Below are 18,204 nucleotides of genomic sequence, written 5' to 3'. Positions count from 1 at the left end.
CGATCAAGGGAGGGGCTCGCGGGGAAGAGAAGTCGGTGGGCGGGAGGACGGCGGCGGCAAGCGCCTGGCGTAGAGGCTCAAGGTTTGCGTGCGGCCGTCCAGCACAAAACGGGCGTATTGCGGGGTCAGGTGTTCCAGGCGCCAGCCGTTGGGCAGGGTCTGCCCCAGGCGCACAGTCAACGCGCGGCCATCGGCCTGCTTGAGCATCGCCATCTGCAGGTTGCCGGTGATCATGATCCCGCTGAGGGTCAGGTTGGCCAGGCTCGACACCTGGGCGTTGCCGACCACACGATCGGGGCGGCGATCGGGGCTGAACAGCGGCGCCTGCCAGGTGGCGGCGAGGCTTTCCAACGGCACGCTGGGCGCCACCTGCACGCTGGCGGAAGGATGGGCCCGCGCGGCGGGCTCGGGCAGCCACTGCGGTTCATCGCCGATGCTGCTGAGGATCACCGCCATCAACACGCCCAAGGCGGCAGCCAGGACCAGCAGGCCCCATTCGAGGGGGCGCAAGGCACTGATCATCGCGCCCCCTGCGGTTGCAGATAGCCGCGCACCAGCAGCTGCACCACCAGTCGGCCCGCGCCGCCACTGGCCGGGGCCTGCTGGGCACGGCGCACGCGCAGTGAATCGACGAACAGGAACGGCGGCTGGTATTCCAGCTCGTGCAGGATCGCCGTGAGCGGCTCGATGGCGCAGTTGAGGGTGAGGCTGACCTTGACCTGGCGATAGGGCTCGCCGTCGTCCTGCTCCGGGGTGATCGGCTGGCGCTGGGTCAGGCTGCAGCCGCCGCCGAGGTTGGCGTGGCTGTTGATCAGGTCGGCGAGGCGTTGCATCAGGTCGGCGGCGACCACGTCGGGGTCATCCCCCGGCAACAAGCTGGTGCTGCTGGCCGGGTCCTGCCTGGCCTGCTCCAGTTGCTGGCGCAGGGAATCGCCCTGGCGCAGCACGCCGGCGTAGCGTTGCTGCTGCTCGCGCAGTTGCTCGGCCTGTTCGCCCATGGCGCGCAGGGGGCCGGCGAACCAGCTGTCGATCAGCAGCCAATAGGCCGCGCCGACCACCATGGCCAACAACAGCAAGGCCGCGCCGCGACGTTCACGGGGTGTGAGGGGTCGGCGCATCGGCGGCCTCCTGGCGTAGATGAGCGCGCAAGGCAAACTGGTCCTTGCCGGTGCGGGCATCGGGTTGAATCACCCCTTCGAACTGGGCGTTTTCGAGGCTGTGGCAGCCCTTGATCCGGGTAATCAGGGCGCTGGCCTTGGCGCTTTGCCCGGCAAACGAAATCTCGCCGTCCTTCACATCCAGCTGGTCGAGCCAAGTGTCGGCGGGCAGGCAGGTGGTCAAGTCATTGAGCAGCGCAGCCAGGGGCGGTTGTGCCAGTTTGCGCCGGGTCAGGTACTGCGCCGCACCACGTGTCGTGAGCAGTTGCTGGCGCAGCGCATGCACCTGCGCGACCTCGGCCTTTTGTTGCTGGACACTGGCGTGCATGGCGTCGAGCACGCGTTGGCGGTCGTTGAGCCACAGCAGCATCGCCGCGATCAGCAAGGCGCCGCACAGCCACGGCAGGCTACGTTGCAAGCCCTTGCCCACCGGGCGTTGACGCGGACGCAACGGCGCCGGAAGCAGGTCGATGCCCAGATTGGCCACATCCACCCGATGGGGATGCAGGCCGAACGCTGCGCAGTCGATAAGGATCTGGTCCAGGCGCTCGCGCAGGATGGCGACCAATGTCACCTCAAGGTGGCTGGACGTGCGCCGCTCCTGGCGGGCGACGAAGTACAGCTGTTCGGCTTCGAACGGCGTGTAGCGGTCCAGTTCATAGCCGACCACCGCGTTGAGGTTGCGCGCGGCTGCCAGCGGCAGTTGCACGGTTTGCAGCAACACTGCCTCGGGCGCGAGCATCAGCACCTGGCGCGTGCTATCCACGGCAACCGGCGCCGTCAGCGGCCACGGGTGGATCTGCTCCGGCGGTTCGCGCAGCACCAGCCAACGCGGCAGGCAACCGCGCAGTTCCGCGAGCCACAGGCGCCAGCCTTGTTGCAGCAGGCTGCCACGCCAGTGTCGGGCGATGGGTTCGAGTCGATTCATTCTTGCCAACGCAGCACCCGGTAGGGTTGTGCGCTGTCCTCCGATGGGCTCAATAAAACCGTGACTTGCAGCCGGGCCTGATAGCCGCCGGGGCGTTGGGCGCGGCTGTCGACCACCAGCACTTCGCCCGGGTCGGCGCCCTCGGCGTCCGCATGTGGCAGGTTGAGTGCCTGGCGCATCAAGGGACTGGCGAAGGCCGGGTCGGGGCGATCGAGGTCGCTCCACAAGGTGATCTCGGGCAGCAGTTGGCTGTACAGCGCCTGGGTCATGCCGGGCAACTGGCGCACTTCTTCCAGCACCCGAAACGGCGCCAGGCCCTGGTTGCGTCGCGCCTCCAGCGCCTTGACCCACTGCCCGGCCTCGGCCGGACTGGCGCCGCAGGCCAGGGCCAGGTGCATGAGGTCCTGCGCCTCCGCGTTGATCAGGTAGAGCTTGCCGCGCTCGCTGCGCAGGTTCACCTGCACCTGCGCGTCATCAAAACTCAAGGCCCTGTCGCGGCCATCGGCGATCCAGTGTCGATCAGCCATGGCCATGGCGATGCCGGCTTCGGCGGCCAGTACGGTCTGGGTGTGCTGGCGCAGCCACAATGCCTGGCGGCTTTCCAGTTGCACCCAGCCGGCCAGGCCGCCGAGCAACACGGCGAGCAAGGCCAGCACCCACAGCACCAGCAGCAGCGCGGCACCGCGCTGGCGCCTCATTCCTCGACGCTCCCGCTGGACAGGTTCAGGCGCAGGGCAATTACCTGGGTCACCCAGGGCACCGGTCCGTCGACATGCGCGGCGATACGCACCGCCGCCGGCAGGCGCCGGGGCCACGGCCAGGTGTCGATCCAACCAGTCGGTTGGCCCAGCGGGGATAGCCCGCGATAGCTCAGTTGCAACCTTTGCAGGTGGTCGAGCAGCACCTGCGGCTCATCACGCGCGACGGTGCTGGCCGATTCCAAGCGCGAAAACGCCACCTGCAATTGCTGCCCGGTCCTTTGCACCGTGAAGCGTTGAATGCCGCCGCCGAGCACACCGGGCAAGGTCGCTACAAACTGCAGGCGCTCGGGCGTGCCGACAAAAAACCCATCGGCCTGGCTGTCGTCCTCGGTCACATCCAGGGGCAGCGCTTCGCTGATTGCCGTGCGCAAAAACTGCTGGGCGGCGCGCCTTTCATCCAGGCTGACTGTGTAGCGCTGGGCCTTGGCCACCGCGCGATTGGCGCCCAGCAATGCGCCGCCCACCAGCACCAGCAACACGCTGAGCAAACTCAGGACCTCAAGGATTTCCAGCAAGGTGAAGCCCTGCTCGCGGCGCGTCACAGGCGTGCCTTCAGGGTGCTGAAGTGTGCCTGGTACTGGCCTTCGCGCACGCTCAGGTCGAGGCGAAACAGCTGCGGCTGCTGGCGGGTACGGGTCAGTTGCCAGTGGATGCCATCCAGTTCGCCCTGGCTGCGCCCTTCGACCAGGCGCCCGGCCGCTTCCTGGTCCAGCACGGTGAGCGCCACGTGGGTGAGCCGATCGCTGCGGGCGACGTGTGCCAACGAGCGCGCGCTCTGGCCGAACGCGACCAGCAGCACCGTGCTGCACACCGCCATCAGCGTCAACGCCGCGAGCATTTCGAGCAGGGTGAACCCTGCCTGGCGTTTCATCGCAGCACCCGGGACTGGACGCTGCCGGTCAGCCAGCCGATATCAATGCGCCAACGCCGACTGCCGTTGGCCAACACCAGATGGCCGCCGGTGGAACTGCCATCGGGGTAAAACTCGATGGCCGATCCCGCCTGTTCTGCCGTGTGCAAACTGACCTGCAACTCAGGCGGCCAGTGTTGCAGCGCACGGCCCGGTGCCTGGAAAGTCCTGCCCGGCAAATCGAATGCCGTGCGCGCTACCTGGCCGTCGACAATCGCCCCGGCCCGCGTGGTGCGCAGCGCATCGACCAGTTGCCCGACCACCCGCCGCTCCTGCGCCGCCTGCAGCCCCTGGCGCACCCCCAGCCCCAGCAGCCCGGCAGCGACGCCCAGCAGCAGGATCACCACCAGCATCTCCAGCAGGGTAAAGCCGCGCTGGGCCATCGCCAGGTTACTCCCAATTGCCCAGGTCGGCGCTGTAGCCGTCGCCGCCCGGTTGGCCGTCCTGGCCGTAGAAGATCAGGTCGAAAGCGCCGTGTTCACCGGGGAAGCGATAACCGAAGGCGTGGCCGAACGGGTCCTTGAGGTCCGACGGCTTGGCGTATGGCCCGGCCCAACTGGCCGCGTTGCCGGGCTTGTCCACCAACTGCTGCAGGTTGTTGGGCGGCGAGCCGACATCCAGGGCGTAGCTGTCGATTTTCATGCTCAGGCTCGCCAGCTGCGCCTTGCCCGCGCCGTATTTGCCCTTGTCCACATTGCCGCCGACCTGGCGCACCACAATGGTTGCGACGATGCCCAGCAGCACGATCACCGCGAGCATTTCCAGCAGGGTGAAACCGCGTTGGCGGCGTGAAGATTTCATCAGTCTGGCTCCTTGAAGGTTCATATATTGCTGGTCAGGCTCATCAGCGGCAGCATGATCGCCAGCATGATCACCGCCACCAGCACGGCCATGACCACAGTCAGCGACGGCACCAGCGCGGCGAGCAGGCGGTCGATGCCGCGCTTGGCCTCGACGTCGAAAATGTCGGCCACCTTGAGCAGCATGCTGTCCAGTTCACCGGCCTGTTCGCCGACCTCAATCATTTGCAGGGCCAGCTCCGGCAGCAGCGGTTGGCTGGCGAACGCGCTGGCCAGGGTGCCACCGCCTTTCACCGACTCCGCCGCCTGCGCCACCTGGGCCTGCAGCGCGCGATTGCTGCAGACCTGCCGCGCGATCACCAACGCTTGCAGCAGCGCCACGCCGTTGCTGAGCAAGGTGCCGAGGGTCCGCGCCAGACGCGCGGCTTCGACCCGCTGCAGCAGCGGACCGATCACGCGCAGGCCGAGCAGGCGCCGGTCGTGGCGTTGCCGGCGCAGGGGATCGCGCAGGCGCGCGGCGAGTGTCCAGGCCATCACGATCAATGCCGTCAACACCGCCAGGCCATAGCGACCGAGAAACTGGCCGAGCGCGAGAATCACCTCGGTGATCCATGGAATCGGCACGCCCAGGTCCTCGAAGATCGGCACGAATTGCGGCACCACATACGCCAGCAGCAGCGCCAGGGAACCGAGCACGCCGACCACCAGGAACGCGGGATAGATCAGCGCATTGATCACTTCGCCCCTTAATAACTGGCTGCGCTCCAGGTAATCGCTGAGCTGGCGCAAGGTGCTTTCCAGCGCGCCGCCAGCTTCACCGGCACGCACCATGCTCAGGTACAGCGGGGAAAAATTGTCGCCCTCTTGCGCAAGCGCCGCGGATAACGTCTGGCCTGCCTTGACCTGCTCGCGGATGCGTTCGATCAACGCGCGCACCGCGGGCGGGCCGGGCTGTTTGAGCAACAGGCCGAGGGCACGTTCCAGGGGCTGGCCGGCGCCCAACAGCGTGGCCAGTTGCTGGGTGAAACTCACCAGCGCTGCGCCCTTCAACGGCCCGCGTGTGTTGCGCAGCAGCCGGCTGCCCGCCGCTTCGATGTGCAGCAGCAACAAGCCGCGCTTGTGCAAGGCGGCTACGGCGGCAGCCTGGTCGGCGGCATCCAACGTGCCGCTCTGCGTGGCACCCTGGCTGTCCAGGGCGCGGAATTTGAACAGGCTCACGCGCCCTCTCCACGGGTGACGCGCAGTACTTCTTCCAGCGAGGTAATGCCCGCCAAGGCCTGGCGCAGGCCTTCTTCATGCAAGGTCCGCAGGCCGGCACGACGGGCAGCCTGCTCCAGAGTGTCGGCGTCGGCGTGGCGCATCAGCAGGCTGCGCAGCTCATCGTTCATCACCAACAGTTCGGTGATGGCGCTGCGGCCGTGATAACTGCCACGGTAGAGCAGGATCGGGCGCTGTTCGGTCAGGCGGTCGAGGCCATGTTCCTCGACCAGCTCCGGCGGTGCTTCGAACGCGACGCGCGTGGCCGGGTCCAGCCGTCGCACCAGGCGCTGCGCCAGGATGCCGCTGACGGTCGAGGCGATCAGGTAACTTTCCACGCCCATGTCCAGCAGCCGCGTGATACTCGCGGCGGCGCTGTTGGTGTGCAGGGTGGACAGCACGAGGTGGCCGGTGAGGGAGGACTGGATAGCGATGCGGCAGGTTTCGAGGTCGCGGATCTCGCCGATCATGATCACGTCCGGGTCCTGGCGCACGATGGAGCGCAGCGCACCGGCGAAGTCCAGGCCGATGGCCGGCTTGACCTGGATCTGGTTGATGCCTTCGAGCTGGTACTCCACCGGGTCTTCCACGGTGATGATCTTGCGTTCGGTGGTGTTGAGCCGCGCCAACGCGGTGTACAGCGTGGTGGTCTTGCCCGAACCGGTGGGCCCGGTGACCAGCAGGATGCCGTGTGGCCGCTCCAGCAGATCGAGGAAGGCCGCCAGGCGCTGGCCGTCGAAGCCCAGGCTGGGGAAGTCGAACTGCACGGTTTGCCGGTCCAGCAGGCGCATCACCACCGATTCGCCGAAACTGGTGGGCACCGTGGAGACCCGCAGGTCCAGTTCCTTGCCCTGGATACGCAGCATGATCCGCCCGTCCTGGGGCAGGCGCCGCTCGGCGATGTCCAGGCGCGCCATGATTTTCACCCGCGAGATCACCGCCGCCGACGAACTGGCCGGCGGCGCCTCGGCGTCGTGCAGCACGCCGTCGATGCGGTAGCGCACCTTGAGCTGGCTTTCGAAGGGTTCGATGTGGATATCCGACGCGCGCTGTTCCACGGCGCGCTGCAGGATCAGGTTGACCAGGCGAATCACCGGCGCTTCGGAGGCCATGTCCTTGAGGTGTTCGATATCTTCCAGCGCGCCGCCCTGCTCATCGAGGTTCTCGATCAGCGTGCCCATGGCGGAACGCCCCTGGCCGTAATAGCGCTCGATCAGCGTGTCGACTTCAGTACGCGGGCCGATCGCCAGCCACACCGGCACCTGGCAGGCGTAGGCCAGGGCGTGGAACGGATAGGCCTGCGCCGGGTTGGCCGCGAGCACGCGCAGCCCGCCCTGGTTCCAGCCCATGGGCACCACCTGGTAGTGGCGCATGAAGCGCTCGGTGAGCGCCGGCAAAGGGTCGAGCAGCGGCGGCGCGGCATCCGCCAGCAGCAGCGGCGCACCGAGCAGGCCGGCCCAGGCACGCGCCAGCTCGATTTCCGAGACCAGCCCCAGGCGCGTGAGCAGCCCCAGCAGGTCGCCGGCATCGGTGGACAAGCGCCGGGCACGCTCCAGGTCGACGGTTTTCAGCCCGGCGTGCTGCATCAGCCACGCGCACACTTGGTCGGTGTGCGGTATCTGCAGATGGCAGGCATCGATAGGCATGGACGACATAGTAGTGGGTGTCTGATTGCGAGAAAGTATGGCTATTTGGAACTACTGGGCATTAAAGGTAAAAGGCCATTAGTTCGCCACGCCGCAGTCGAAGTTAACCGGGGTTATCGACTGGAAGTTACAACGCTAGTTCCGGAAGCTCGGAAACAAACTGAAAAGAATAGCCAAGGACTGTCCCGGATTTCCGGTACAACCCTTGATTTAAAGCCTTCGTTACCTGCCGTCAGGATTTGGCTAATTGCAATTAGCCACTTACTTAGTTATTCAGGCACTTTCGCGCTCGATCAAGCGACATTGCAAAAGATTCAAGCGCTGAACTTCTTCTTCAACCGGCAATACGCCCAAACTTTGCAGAACCCGCGTCGCTGCTAATACACCGATATCCAGGGCCGGCGGTTTGATCGTACTTAGGCTCGGCAACAACATTTCGGCAAACGGATAATCGCCAAACCCCAGCACCGCGCAGTCCTGCGGGATCTTCACGCCGGCTCGCTGCCCGGCCAACAGGCCGCCGGCGGCCAGGTTGTCATTGGCGAAGAAGATCGCGTCGGGCGGTGTCGCATGGCCCATCAGGGTTTCCATCGCCTGCTTGCCCGCTTCAAAGGGCGCGCGGTCAGCGTCGGGGGCGAATACCCAGGGGTCGACGCCCAACGCCGTCAGCGTCGCGGCGAACCCGTCTCGCCGCTCCAACGCGCTGAAGTCGCCCGGGGCGCTGTTCTGCACGAAGGCGATGCGCCGATAGCCTTTGCCATGCAGGTAGCGCGCGGCCGTGACGCCCACGTCGTAGTGGGAAAAGCCGATCTGCAACGGCTCGCGCTCTGGCACGTAGTCCCAGGTTTCCACCACCGGGATATCGACGTCGGCGATCATCTTTTCGGTGCCCGCGCTGTGGAAGCGACTGGTCAGCACCAGCGCCGCCGGCGACCAGCCGAGGAAGGCGCGCACCGCGCTTTCTTCCTGTTCGGCGCTGAAGTAACTGGACGCCAGCAACAGCTGGTAGCCGTGGCGGCTGAGCGTGTCGCTGAAACCCTGGATGGTATTGGCGAAGATCGGCCCCGAGATGTTCGGGATCACCATCGCCACGATCCGCCCTCGCGCCGAAGCCAGCCCGCCGGCCACCAGGTTGGGCACATAGCCGAGTTCGGCGACTACCGCGGCGATGCGCTCGCGACGCTCGGGCGAGACCTGTTCCGGCTGGTTGAAATAGCGCGACACGGTAATCGCCGATACCCCAGCCTGACGCGCCACGGTGTTCAAGGTGACGCGCCCGGCGCCACGGCGTTTGCGCGGTTTGTCTTCGCTCACGGGATGATCCTGTTAAAAACCAAAAAGAATATAGGGCTAATTTTTTAGTATTTGACGCTCTAAACCAGACCTACCAATAATGCCGATGTTAGCGCTAACAAAGCGCGTTGTCTGCTACTCGCTCGAGCGAATGCCCAAGACAGTTTCACAGGCGCTGACGGTCGCAAGAACCGCAGCGGTTCAGGGCATTTCTTTCGAGCGGACACAGCATGCACAGACGCACTCACTTGTTTTTACTCGCCGGTTTGACGGCCCTCCCCGTACCCGGCGCCTTTGCCGCCGACGAGGCGGAACCGACGCTCAAGTCCGTCACGGTCACGGCTACCCGCCGCGAAGAGTCGCTGCAAAAAGTCCCGGTGGCGGTCTCCGTCCTGGACGGCGAGCAACTGGAGCGCGACAACCGCAACGGCGTGGCGAGCATCGCACAACAAGTGCCGTCACTGAACTTCCGCACCGGCGCATCGAACAAGGACACGTCGCTGTTCGTGCGCGGCGTCGGCACCATTTCCACCTCCCCTGGCGTCGAGCCCACCGTGGCCACCGTAGTCGACGGCGTGGTCTACGCGCGCCCTGGCCAGGCCACCCTCGACCTGCTCGACCTGGAACGCATCGAAGTACTGCGCGGCCCGCAAGGCACGCTGTTCGGCAAGAACGCCTCGGCCGGCGTGCTGAACATCACCAGCAAGGCGCCGACGGCCGAAACCCATGGCTATATCGACCAGTCCTACTACAGTGGCAATGAGAGCCGTACCCGCTTCGGTATCGGCGGCAGCCTGGTGCCGGACGTACTCCAGGGCTCGATCAGCACGTTGTTCGGCAGCTACGATGGCAACGTCGACAACCAACATAATGGCCAGGAGGTCAACGGCTACAACCACAAGGGCATTCGCGGCAAACTGGAATTCACCCCGAATGACGACGTGAAACTGACCCTGATCGCCGACTACATGCAGTCCCACGACGATGCGCCGAATGGCGTGGTGAGCAAGTCCCTCACCCCGGCCTTCGCCAATGCGTTGAACCCGGTGCGCGCTTCCAGCGACAACCGTGATATCAACACCGACACCCGCAGCCATGTGGAAGACACCAACAAGGGGTTGTCTGCGCAACTGGACTGGAACCTGGGCGACTACACCCTGACCTCGATCACCGCCTGGCGCGGCTGGGACAACACCCAGTACCAGGATGGCGACCGCCTCGGCAGCGTCACCGCCGCGTTCCCCGGCACCGCCGACAAAGGCGAGCTGGCCTTCGACCAATACTCCCAGGAACTGCGCCTGGCCTCACCCAAAGGTGAATTCCTGGAGTACGTCGGCGGCCTGTTCTACATGCACGGCAAAGACAAAGAGACCTACCAGCGCACGCTGACGACCACCACACGCACCAACCGTGGGATAGCCGACTACAGCACCACCAGCGACAGCTACGCGGTATTCGGCGAGACCACGCTGAATTTCACCTCGCGCTTTCGCGGCATCGCCGGCCTGCGCTATACCCACGACGACCTGAAATACGATCACCGTCGCACCTCCACCTCTGCCACCCTGGTCAGCGGGATTCAACCGGCCACCTCGAGTTCCGGCTCGGTGGATGAGGATGGCTGGTCCGGGCGCCTCGGCGTGCAGTACGACATCACCGACAACATCACCAGCTACCTCACTTACTCGCGCGGCTACAAAGGCCCGGCGTACAACGTGTTCTTCAACATGCTGGCGCGTGACACCGACGCGCTCAAGCCGGAAACCTCCAACACCTGGGAAGCCGGGATCAAGGCCACGGCCTGGAACAACCGCCTGACCACCAACCTGGCGGTGTTCCACAGCGATTACGACAACTACCAGGCCAACTTTTTCGACACGGTTGCCGGGCAGGTGGTCACGCGCCTGATCAACGCCGGCAGCGTCAGCACCGAGGGCGTCGAACTGGATTACGCCTTGCAGGCCACCCAACAGCTGAAATTCTCGGGTGCCCTGGCCTACACCCGTGCACGCATCGATGAATTCGCCTGCCCGGCGGGCGCGGCGGCCACCTGCAATGTCAATGGCAAGCCGCTGCCTTACAGCCCGGACTGGAAAAGCTACGTGCGCGCCGACTACACAATCCCGCTGGATAACGGCCTGGACATCGAACTGGGCACCGATTACAGCTGGCAGAGCGAAGTGCAGTACGACATCAGCCAGAATGTCGACACCAAACAAGGCGCCTACGGCATCTGGAACGCCAGCGTGGCCCTGGCCGACTACAGCAACGGCTGGCGCGTGGCGTTGCTGGCCAAGAACCTTGCCGACAAGTCCTACTCACCGCTGCTGGCCACCGGCGGCAACTACATCTACCGCGCCGTGCCCCGTGACGATGAACGTTACTTCGGCGTGCAACTGCGCAAGGATTTCTAAGCATGAGCCGTCAACTGAAACTCGGCGCCTTCCTGATGGCCACCGGGCACCATGTCGCCGCCTGGCGCCACCCGGACGTGCCGGCGAATGCCGGGCTGGATTTCGCCCAGTACAAACACCTGGCGCGCGTGGCCGAGGCGGCGAAGTTCGATGCGCTGTTCGTGGCAGACAGCATCGCTGCCGCCACCGGTGAGGTCGCCAGCCATATGGCGCGCTCGGACCATTTCGAACCGCTGACATTGCTGTCGGCGTTGAGTGCAGTGACGGAGCATATCGGCCTGATCGCCACGGCGACCACCAGCTATAACGAGCCTTACCATGTGGCGCGTAAATTTGCATCGCTGGATCACTTGTCCGGCGGGCGCGCCGGCTGGAACCTGGTGACCTCGGACAACGCCGCCGAAGCGCAGAACTTCGGGCGCGAGGAACACCTGGGCCATGCTGAGCGCTACAGCCGCGCGCGCGAGTTTCACCAAGTGGTCACCGGCCTGTGGGACAGCTGGGAAGACGATGCCTTTGTGCGCGACAAAGCCAGTGGCACCTATTACGACCCGAGCAAGCGGCATGTGCTGGAGCATGTCGGCGAACACTTCCGGGTCAAGGGCCCGTTGAATGTGGCGCGCTCGCCCCAGGGCCAGCCGGTGATCGTGCAGGCCGGCTCTTCCGAAGCGGGCCGCGAGCTGGCCGCGCAGACCGCCGAGGTGGTGTTTACCGCGCAGACGTCGCTGGCGAATGCCCAGGCGTTCTATGCCGACCTCAAGGCGCGTTTGAGCCGGTATGGACGTGAGGCGGACGCGCTGAAAATCATGCCTGGCGTATTTGTGGTGGTCGGGCAGACCGAGGCCGAGGCGCAGGCCAAATTCGCCACGTTCCAGGCGCTGGTTGAACCTGAAGTGGGCGTCGCGTTGCTGGGGCGCATGCTGGGCAATTTCGACCTGTCCGGCTACCCGCTGGACGGGCCGTTGCCGGCGCTGCCGTTGACCGACAGCGGGCAGCGCAGCCGCCAGCAACTGTTGAGCGAACTGGCCGAACGCGAGCATCTGACACTGGCACAACTGGGCCGGCGAATTGCCGGCGGTCGCGGGCATTACAGCCTGATCGGCACACCCACGCAGATCGCCGACGAGCTGCAGCGCTGGTTCGAACAGGGTGCAGCGGATGGTTTTAATATCCTCGTGCCGCATCTGCCCGGTGGGCTGGAAGACTTTGCCCGCGAGGTGGTGCCCGAGCTGCAACGGCGCGGCCTGTTTCGCACCGAATACAGCGGCTCGACCTTGCGCGAAAACCTCGGTTTGGCGCGCCCGCAAAATCGCTTCAAGGAGGTTCAGGCATGAGGATTGCCTCGTTATTGCTCAGCCTGCTGGCGGTTACGCACACCGCATTGGCGGCCGCACCCGACACTTTGCGCATCGGCTATCAGAAAGGCTCGATTGCCCTGGTGCTGGCCAAGGAACATGGCTTGCTCGAACAGCGCTTTCCGCAGACGACGGTGAAGTGGATCGAATTCCCCGCCGGCCCGCAGATGCTCGAAGCGCTGAACGTCGGTGCGCTGGACGTGGGCTCGACCGGTGACATCCCGCCGCTGTTCGCCCAGGCCGCCGGCGCCGACCTGGTCTACATCGGCGCCGAGCCCCCCAAGCCCAGTGCCGAAACCATTCTGGTGCGCAACGACAGCCCGCTGCATTCAGTGGCGGACCTGAAGGGCAAGAAAGTCGCGTTCCAGAAAGGCTCAAGCTCTCACAACCTGATCCTGCGTGCCCTGAATAAAGCCGGCCTGAGCTACAAGGATATTCAGCCGGTGTACCTGCCCCCCGCTGACGCGCGCGCGGCGTTCGAACAAGGCAGCGTGGATGCCTGGGCGATCTGGGAACCCTACTCGTCACTCGCCTTGAGCCAGAGCCCCAGCCATGTGCTGGCCAACGGCGAAGGCCTGGGCCTGTCGGGGCCGGTGTATACCGCGCGGCGCGAATATGCGAAGGACAACGGCGGCTTTATCCATGATCTCTTGGATGAACTCAGCAGCGCCGAAGCCCTCACCCGCAGCCAGCGCGAAGACAGCCTGCGCGTGCTGACACAGTTCATGGGCCTGCCCCGCGAAGTGATCGCACGCTACATGGATAACCGCCCGCCTTCGCCGATCTTGCCGATTGATGAGGGGATCATTAACGCGCAGCAGGCGACGGCAGATTTATTCTTTCAGAACCACCTGCTGCCCAAGGCGATTGAAGTGAAGAAGGCAGCGTGGAGTGTTGACGCTCGCTGATAGCAGCACTGTGGAGATGCCCATGAAGGCGGTGGGTCAGTTGACCTTGTATCGACGGATAGCCCGCCATCGCAGGCAAGCCAGCTCCCACAGGTTGCGCGGTGCCCTGAGCCACAACACAAAATCCCATGTGGGAGCTGGCTTGCCTGCGAAGGCGGTGGGTCAGCCACTGCATGAGGTGACTGGTACACAGTCTTCGCGAGCAAGCCCGCTTCCACAGTTTTGATCATCGTCCGGGTTTGGATTCGAGGTGTTTCGCCCACATTCGCGCCGACGGTACGACCCGGTTCGAACTTGAAATACAACCCAAATGTGGGAGCTGGCTTGCCTGCGATAGCGGTCGGTCAGCCACTGCATGAGGTGACTGATACACCGCCTTCGCGAGCAAGCCCGCTCCCACAGTTTTGATCGCCGTCCGGGCTTGGATTCGAGGTGTTTCGCCCACATTCGCGCCGACGATACGACCCGGTTCGAACTTGAAATACAACCCAAATGTGGGAGCTGGCTTGCCTGCGAAGGCGGTGGGTCAGCCACTGCATGAGGTGACTGATACACCGCCTTCGCGAGCAAGCCCGCTCCCACAGTTTTGATCATCGTCCGGGTTTGGATTCGAGGTGTTTCGCCAACATTCGCGCCGACGGTACGACCCGGTTCGAACTTGAAACACAACCCAACTGTGGGAGCTGGCTTGCCTGCGAAGGCGGTGGGTCAGCCACTGCATGAGATGGCTGACACACCGCCTAAGCCAGCAAACCCACTCCCCATTTTCTAACCGAGCCGGGTGCTCTTCTCGACCAGGCACATGGGCGTGCCCGCCACCGGCTCCTGCATGATCTGCACTTGCACTTCAAACACCTGGCGCATCAACTCGGCACTGATCACTTGCTCCGGCGCGCCATCGGCCACCAGCTTGCCGCCGTGCATCACCGCCAGGTGATCGGCGTAGCGGCAGGCCTGGTTGATGTCGTGGAGCACGGTGATCACCGTCTTGCCTTCGGCGGCGAGTTCGCCCATCAGGTCGAGCAGTTCGACCTGGTGGCTGATGTCGAGGTAGGTGGTGGGTTCGTCGAGCAGCACCACGGGCGCGTTCTGCGCCAGTACCATGGCCAGCCAGGCACGTTGGCGCTGGCCGCCGGACAGGTCGGCCAGGGCACGGTCGGCCAGGTTATCCAGTTCCAGGCGCTGCATGGCCTGGGTCACATGGGACTGGTCGTTGCCGCTCAGGCGCCCCCACAGTGAGTTGTGCGGGCTGCGACCGTAGGCGATCAACTGGCGCACGCTGACGCCCTCCGGCACCGGCAACACCTGGGGCAGAAACGCGATCTGTCGCGCCAGTTGGCGGGCAGACAGGCTCGCATAGGCCTGGCCATCCAAGGTCAACTCACCCTGGGTCGGCTTGAGAATGCGCGCAAATGCCTTGAGCAAGGTGGACTTGCCGCAGCCGTTGGGGCCGATCAACGCGGTGACCTTGCCCACCGGCGGCGCGAACGACAGGCCCTGCACGATGCGCGTCGCGCCGTAACCGATATCGAGCTGTCGTGCGTGGAGAATACTCATGTGATCAGCCCTTGAACCGTGCCAGCAACCAAAGAAAATACGGCGCGCCAATCACCGCCGTGAGCACCCCCGCAGGGATTTCGCTGGGCGCAATCAAGCTGCGCCCGAGGGTGTCGGCGAGCACCAGCAGCAGCGCGCCGATCAGCATCGCTGCCGGCAGCAAATAGTGGTGATGCCCGCCCACCAGGCGCCGCGCCATGTGGGGTGCGACCAGGCCGATAAACCCGATCGGGCCGATCACGCCCACCCCCAGGCTGGTGAGCAGCACCGCGCAAGCCATTGCCAGCCAGCGCGTGCGGCCGAGCGCGGTGCCCAGGCTGTGGGCGGCTTCATCGCCCAGGGCGATCAGGTTCAGCGGCTTGGCCAGGCACAAACCCAGCGGGATCAGCACCAGGAACGGCAGCACCAGTGCCACATGGTGCCAGTTGCGGCTCCACAGACTGCCGGTCAGCGCGAGCAAGGCGGTGTTGATATCCAGCGGATGGGACAGGATCAGAAACTCGGTGACGCTGGACAGGGTCACCGCAATCGCCACCCCGGACAGCGCAAAGCGCACCCCGGAAAAACTCACGCCGGTGTTGTACAGCGCCAGCAGCAACGCGCCGCCGGCACCGCCCAGGCACGCCACCAGCGGCAGCCAGGCGATCGGCAGGTGCGGCCAGCCGATGATCGCCACGGTCAGCGCCAACCCCGCGCCTTGTGTCACGCCGAGGATTTCCGGCGAGGCCAGCGGGTTGCGAATCACCCCCTGCACAATCGCCCCGGCCAGGCCGAATGCGCAGCCTGCGAGGATCGCGATCAGGCTGCGTGGCAGGCGGTGGTTCCACACTTCAAAGTCGAGCGCGTCATGGGCCAGCAGGCGGTCCAGCACGGTCTCCGGCGCGAGCCACACGGTGCCCGCGCTGAGGCTGACAAAGGTCGCCAGCACCAACAAACCGAGCAACAGCCAGAGGCGCAATCGTGGCTGGGTCATAGGGCACGCCTGGCGAGAAAGAGGAAGAACGGCGCACCAATCAACGCGGTGACCACCCCGGCCGGGGTTTCCACCGGGAAGGCCACGGCGCGGCTGAGCAGGTCGGCGCCCAGCACGATCACCGCACCCAACGCCGCGCTCAGCGGGATCAGCCAGCGGTAATCGTTGCCGAGAAACTGGCGCAGGATATTCGGCGCGATCAGCCCGACAAAACCAATCGGCCCCACCGCGCAAACGCTAGCGCCCACCAGCAACAGGCTGGCGACAAACACCTGCAGGCGTAGGCTGGCGATGCCCACGCCCAACGAGCGCGCGGCGTCTTCGCCGAGGTTGATCAGGTTCAAGCGCGGCGCGCACCACAGCGCCCACAGGCCGCCGATCAAGGTGCACGGCCAAAGCAATTGCACCTGCGCCGCACCGACGTTGGCCAGGGAACCGGCCAGCCAGTTCAACACGCTTTGCGCCTGGGCCTCGACCAGGATCACGGTGAGGCGGGTCAAGGCTGCACACAGGGCTGCGACGGCAACGCCCGCCAATACCAGGCGCCCCTGGGCCGTGGTCGGCGACCAGGCACCGCCGAGGCTGAACACCGTGATCCAGGCCAGTGCGCCGCCCAGGCAGGTCATCAGCAAGGCGCCACCGGCGAACGGCAACGCGACCAACCCGGTGGAAAACAACGCAAGCCCCAACGCCGCCCCCGCCGTCACGCCGAACAACGAAGGCGATGCCAGGCGGTTGCGGGTGATGCCTTGCATCAGCGCACCGGCCAGGCCCAGGCAAGCCCCCACCAACGCCGCGCACAGCGCTCGCGGCACACGCAACTGAGCCACGATATAGGCCATGTTGCCGCCGACACGGCCCTGATGAACCAGGCCGTTCCAGGCATCCGCCGCCGTGAGGGTGAACGGTGACCAGCTGTACAACGACAGCCAGAACAACCCGGCGCCGAGCAGCAGAATGCCGGCTGCCGCCACACTGCGCGCCATGCTTATTGGCTCAGTACGGCTTTACCGCCCTTGAGAATCGCCAACGCGTCTTCGGCGATCTGCTCCGATGCCAGCACCCCACGGTTACGCGCCCAGCTGTCGCCATCCACTTCGGCCACCTGCTGGTGACGTACGGCGCCGAGCACTTGCCACAGCGGCTGCTTGCTCCAGCTGTCGACGATGCTCGGGCGGCGGTAATGGCCGACCAGTAACCAACCCGGGTCGAGGGCGAGGAGTTGCTCCAGGCTGACGAACTCGGTCGGCGCCGCATTCGCGCGTACCGCTGGCACCTTCAGGCCGATCGCCTGCAGCACGCTGCCCGCGTAGGAGTCCGGGCCGTGCACCGAGAAGCTGTCTTCCCGCGCGACACCAAACAATACGTTGGTGCCGGCGGGGATCTGCGCGGCGATTTTTTTCAGGTTGTCGCGGTTCTGCGCGATACGCGCTTGCATCTGCGGGCCTTTGCCGAGGGCCTTGCCGATCAGTTCGGCGGACTTGAGGCTGCCCTGGTAATCCTCGCCGCGCGAGGGCAGCAACAGAGTCGGCGCAATGCTCGCCAAGTCGCTGTACAGCGCCTGATGGCGGTTAAGGTCGGCAACGATCAGGTCCGGCTTGAGCCGGGCGATTTCCTCGATGCTCGGCTGCGAACGCAGGCCTACGGACTGCCACTGGCCGATGGCTTGGCGCACCCTGGGCAGCACGCGGTTGGCGTCGCCATCGTCAGCGGCGCCAACGGGTGTGACGTCGACGGCGGCCAGGCTGTCGAGAAAGGAGAACTCCAGTACCACCACGCGCTTGGGCGCATCCGATAGATGCACGGCGTGCTGGCCGTCATTGAGGTCGATGGGCGCAGCGCTTAACACGCTTGAAGAAAACGCCAGGAGGCAGGCGGCAAGGGTCGGGATGGAGCGCAGCATTCGCATGACAAGTACCTCGGCGTTAAAACACCCCGGCTAGACAGGCTGGGGAAAACGGCGGGTACTATTCCATATCGGCGCGGCGTGATCAAAAAACATTCTCATTTCCACCCTGGCAACGGGCTTGTTGTGCTGAGCAAGCCTGTTGGGGTCAGCAAACTTGTTGGGGTGAGCAGGCTTGTTGGAGTCAGCAAATTTATTGTGGTGAGCACGCTCCTGTGGCGAGCGGGCTTGCCCCGCGTTGGGCTGCGTAGCAGCCCCAAAACAGATCAGCATGGAATGCCTGGCACACCGCATTTTGCTTGAAAGGGGCTGCTGCGCAGCCCAACGCGGGGCAAGCCC

General features: G+C 65.1%; 18 protein-coding genes. 3 read left to right on the top strand and 15 right to left on the bottom strand.

What is annotated here, in order from left to right; genetic code table 11:
* Positions 1-3 precede the first annotated feature (3 nt).
* The 11 genes from AC07OJ_RS21260 to AC07OJ_RS21210 form a co-directional block, all read right to left on the bottom strand.
* Positions 4-522, bottom strand: coding sequence for a type II secretion system protein, XpsN-like (locus AC07OJ_RS21260; RefSeq protein ID WP_495095124.1), 519 nt, complete (start codon positions 520-522; stop codon positions 4-6).
* Positions 519-1,118, bottom strand: a complete 600-nt coding sequence (gene gspM / locus AC07OJ_RS21255; protein WP_495095123.1) for a type II secretion system protein GspM — start codon at positions 1,116-1,118, stop codon at positions 519-521. Before gspM ends, AC07OJ_RS21260 begins: the two co-directional genes overlap by 4 nt.
* A complete protein-coding gene (locus AC07OJ_RS21250) occupies positions 1,093-2,085 on the bottom strand; it encodes a PilN domain-containing protein (protein WP_106803219.1) in 993 nt (330 codons plus the stop codon). Before AC07OJ_RS21250 ends, gspM begins: the two co-directional genes overlap by 26 nt.
* A complete protein-coding gene (locus AC07OJ_RS21245; protein ID WP_120449158.1) occupies positions 2,082-2,783 on the bottom strand; it encodes a general secretion pathway protein GspK in 702 nt (233 codons plus the stop codon). The genes AC07OJ_RS21250 and AC07OJ_RS21245 overlap by 4 nt, the downstream gene beginning before the upstream one ends.
* Entirely contained in the window at positions 2,780-3,388 is a 609-nt protein-coding gene (locus AC07OJ_RS21240; RefSeq protein ID WP_495095122.1) for a prepilin-type N-terminal cleavage/methylation domain-containing protein, read from the bottom strand. Before AC07OJ_RS21240 ends, AC07OJ_RS21245 begins: the two co-directional genes overlap by 4 nt.
* Positions 3,385-3,717, bottom strand: coding sequence for a prepilin-type N-terminal cleavage/methylation domain-containing protein (locus AC07OJ_RS21235; RefSeq protein ID WP_495095121.1), 333 nt, complete (start codon positions 3,715-3,717; stop codon positions 3,385-3,387). Before AC07OJ_RS21235 ends, AC07OJ_RS21240 begins: the two co-directional genes overlap by 4 nt.
* Positions 3,714-4,139: a pilus assembly FimT family protein gene (locus tag AC07OJ_RS21230; RefSeq protein WP_282397082.1), complete on the bottom strand. Its 426-nt coding sequence runs from the start codon at positions 4,137-4,139 to the stop codon at positions 3,714-3,716. Before AC07OJ_RS21230 ends, AC07OJ_RS21235 begins: the two co-directional genes overlap by 4 nt.
* Positions 4,140-4,146: 7 nt before the next feature.
* Positions 4,147-4,557 (bottom strand): type II secretion system major pseudopilin GspG, encoded by a 411-nt coding sequence (gene gspG / locus AC07OJ_RS21225; RefSeq protein ID WP_106803214.1) that lies wholly within the window; start codon positions 4,555-4,557, stop codon positions 4,147-4,149.
* A gap of 20 nt (positions 4,558-4,577) precedes the next feature.
* Complete coding sequence (gene gspF / locus AC07OJ_RS21220; RefSeq protein WP_495095120.1) at positions 4,578-5,774, bottom strand: type II secretion system inner membrane protein GspF; 1,197 nt, start codon at positions 5,772-5,774, stop codon at positions 4,578-4,580.
* Positions 5,771-7,468, bottom strand: a complete 1,698-nt coding sequence (gene gspE, locus AC07OJ_RS21215) for a type II secretion system ATPase GspE (protein WP_495095119.1) — start codon at positions 7,466-7,468, stop codon at positions 5,771-5,773. The genes gspF and gspE overlap by 4 nt, the downstream gene beginning before the upstream one ends.
* 264 nt (positions 7,469-7,732) lie before the next feature.
* Positions 7,733-8,773: a LacI family DNA-binding transcriptional regulator gene (locus AC07OJ_RS21210; RefSeq protein WP_495095118.1), complete on the bottom strand. Its 1,041-nt coding sequence runs from the start codon at positions 8,771-8,773 to the stop codon at positions 7,733-7,735.
* Positions 8,774-8,982: 209 nt separating this feature from the next.
* Here AC07OJ_RS21210 and AC07OJ_RS21205 point away from each other — a divergent pair, with 209 nt between their 5' ends.
* From AC07OJ_RS21205 to AC07OJ_RS21195, 3 genes are read left to right on the top strand one after another with little or no spacing between them, the layout of a single operon-like run.
* Positions 8,983-11,166 carry a TonB-dependent receptor gene (locus AC07OJ_RS21205; RefSeq protein WP_495095117.1) on the top strand — a complete coding sequence of 728 codons (2,184 nt, stop codon included), beginning with the start codon at positions 8,983-8,985 and terminating at the stop codon, positions 11,164-11,166.
* A 2-nt stretch (positions 11,167-11,168) separates the two neighbouring features.
* On the top strand, positions 11,169-12,500 hold the full coding sequence (locus AC07OJ_RS21200; RefSeq protein ID WP_495095116.1) for an LLM class flavin-dependent oxidoreductase: 1,332 nt from the start codon (positions 11,169-11,171) through the stop codon (positions 12,498-12,500).
* Positions 12,497-13,429, top strand: a complete 933-nt coding sequence (locus AC07OJ_RS21195) for a sulfonate ABC transporter substrate-binding protein (RefSeq protein ID WP_495095115.1) — start codon at positions 12,497-12,499, stop codon at positions 13,427-13,429. Before AC07OJ_RS21200 ends, AC07OJ_RS21195 begins: the two co-directional genes overlap by 4 nt.
* A 768-nt stretch (positions 13,430-14,197) precedes the next feature.
* On the opposite strand, the gene fecE is transcribed toward AC07OJ_RS21195, so the two are convergent.
* Genes fecE through AC07OJ_RS21175 form a run of 4 tightly spaced genes read right to left on the bottom strand, consistent with a single transcriptional unit; the run spans position 14,198 to position 17,862 of the window.
* Positions 14,198-14,986 (bottom strand): Fe(3+) dicitrate ABC transporter ATP-binding protein FecE, encoded by a 789-nt coding sequence (gene fecE, locus AC07OJ_RS21190; RefSeq protein WP_495095114.1) that lies wholly within the window; start codon positions 14,984-14,986, stop codon positions 14,198-14,200.
* 4 nt (positions 14,987-14,990) lie between these two features.
* Positions 14,991-15,959: an iron chelate uptake ABC transporter family permease subunit gene (locus AC07OJ_RS21185; protein ID WP_201145436.1), complete on the bottom strand. Its 969-nt coding sequence runs from the start codon at positions 15,957-15,959 to the stop codon at positions 14,991-14,993.
* Positions 15,956-16,945 carry an iron-dicitrate ABC transporter permease FecC gene (gene fecC, locus AC07OJ_RS21180; protein WP_495095113.1) on the bottom strand — a complete coding sequence of 330 codons (990 nt, stop codon included), beginning with the start codon at positions 16,943-16,945 and terminating at the stop codon, positions 15,956-15,958. Before fecC ends, AC07OJ_RS21185 begins: the two co-directional genes overlap by 4 nt.
* A gap of 2 nt (positions 16,946-16,947) precedes the next feature.
* Positions 16,948-17,862: a Fe(3+) dicitrate ABC transporter substrate-binding protein FecB gene (locus AC07OJ_RS21175; RefSeq protein WP_495095243.1), complete on the bottom strand. Its 915-nt coding sequence runs from the start codon at positions 17,860-17,862 to the stop codon at positions 16,948-16,950.
* Positions 17,863-18,204: the final 342 nt, after the last annotated feature.

The sequence above is a fragment of the Pseudomonas sp. GW821-FHT09C08 genome, from assembly GCF_059418125.1.
The sequence above is the reverse complement of the archived record's forward strand: the minus strand, read 5'-3'. Positions and strand labels throughout refer to the sequence as shown.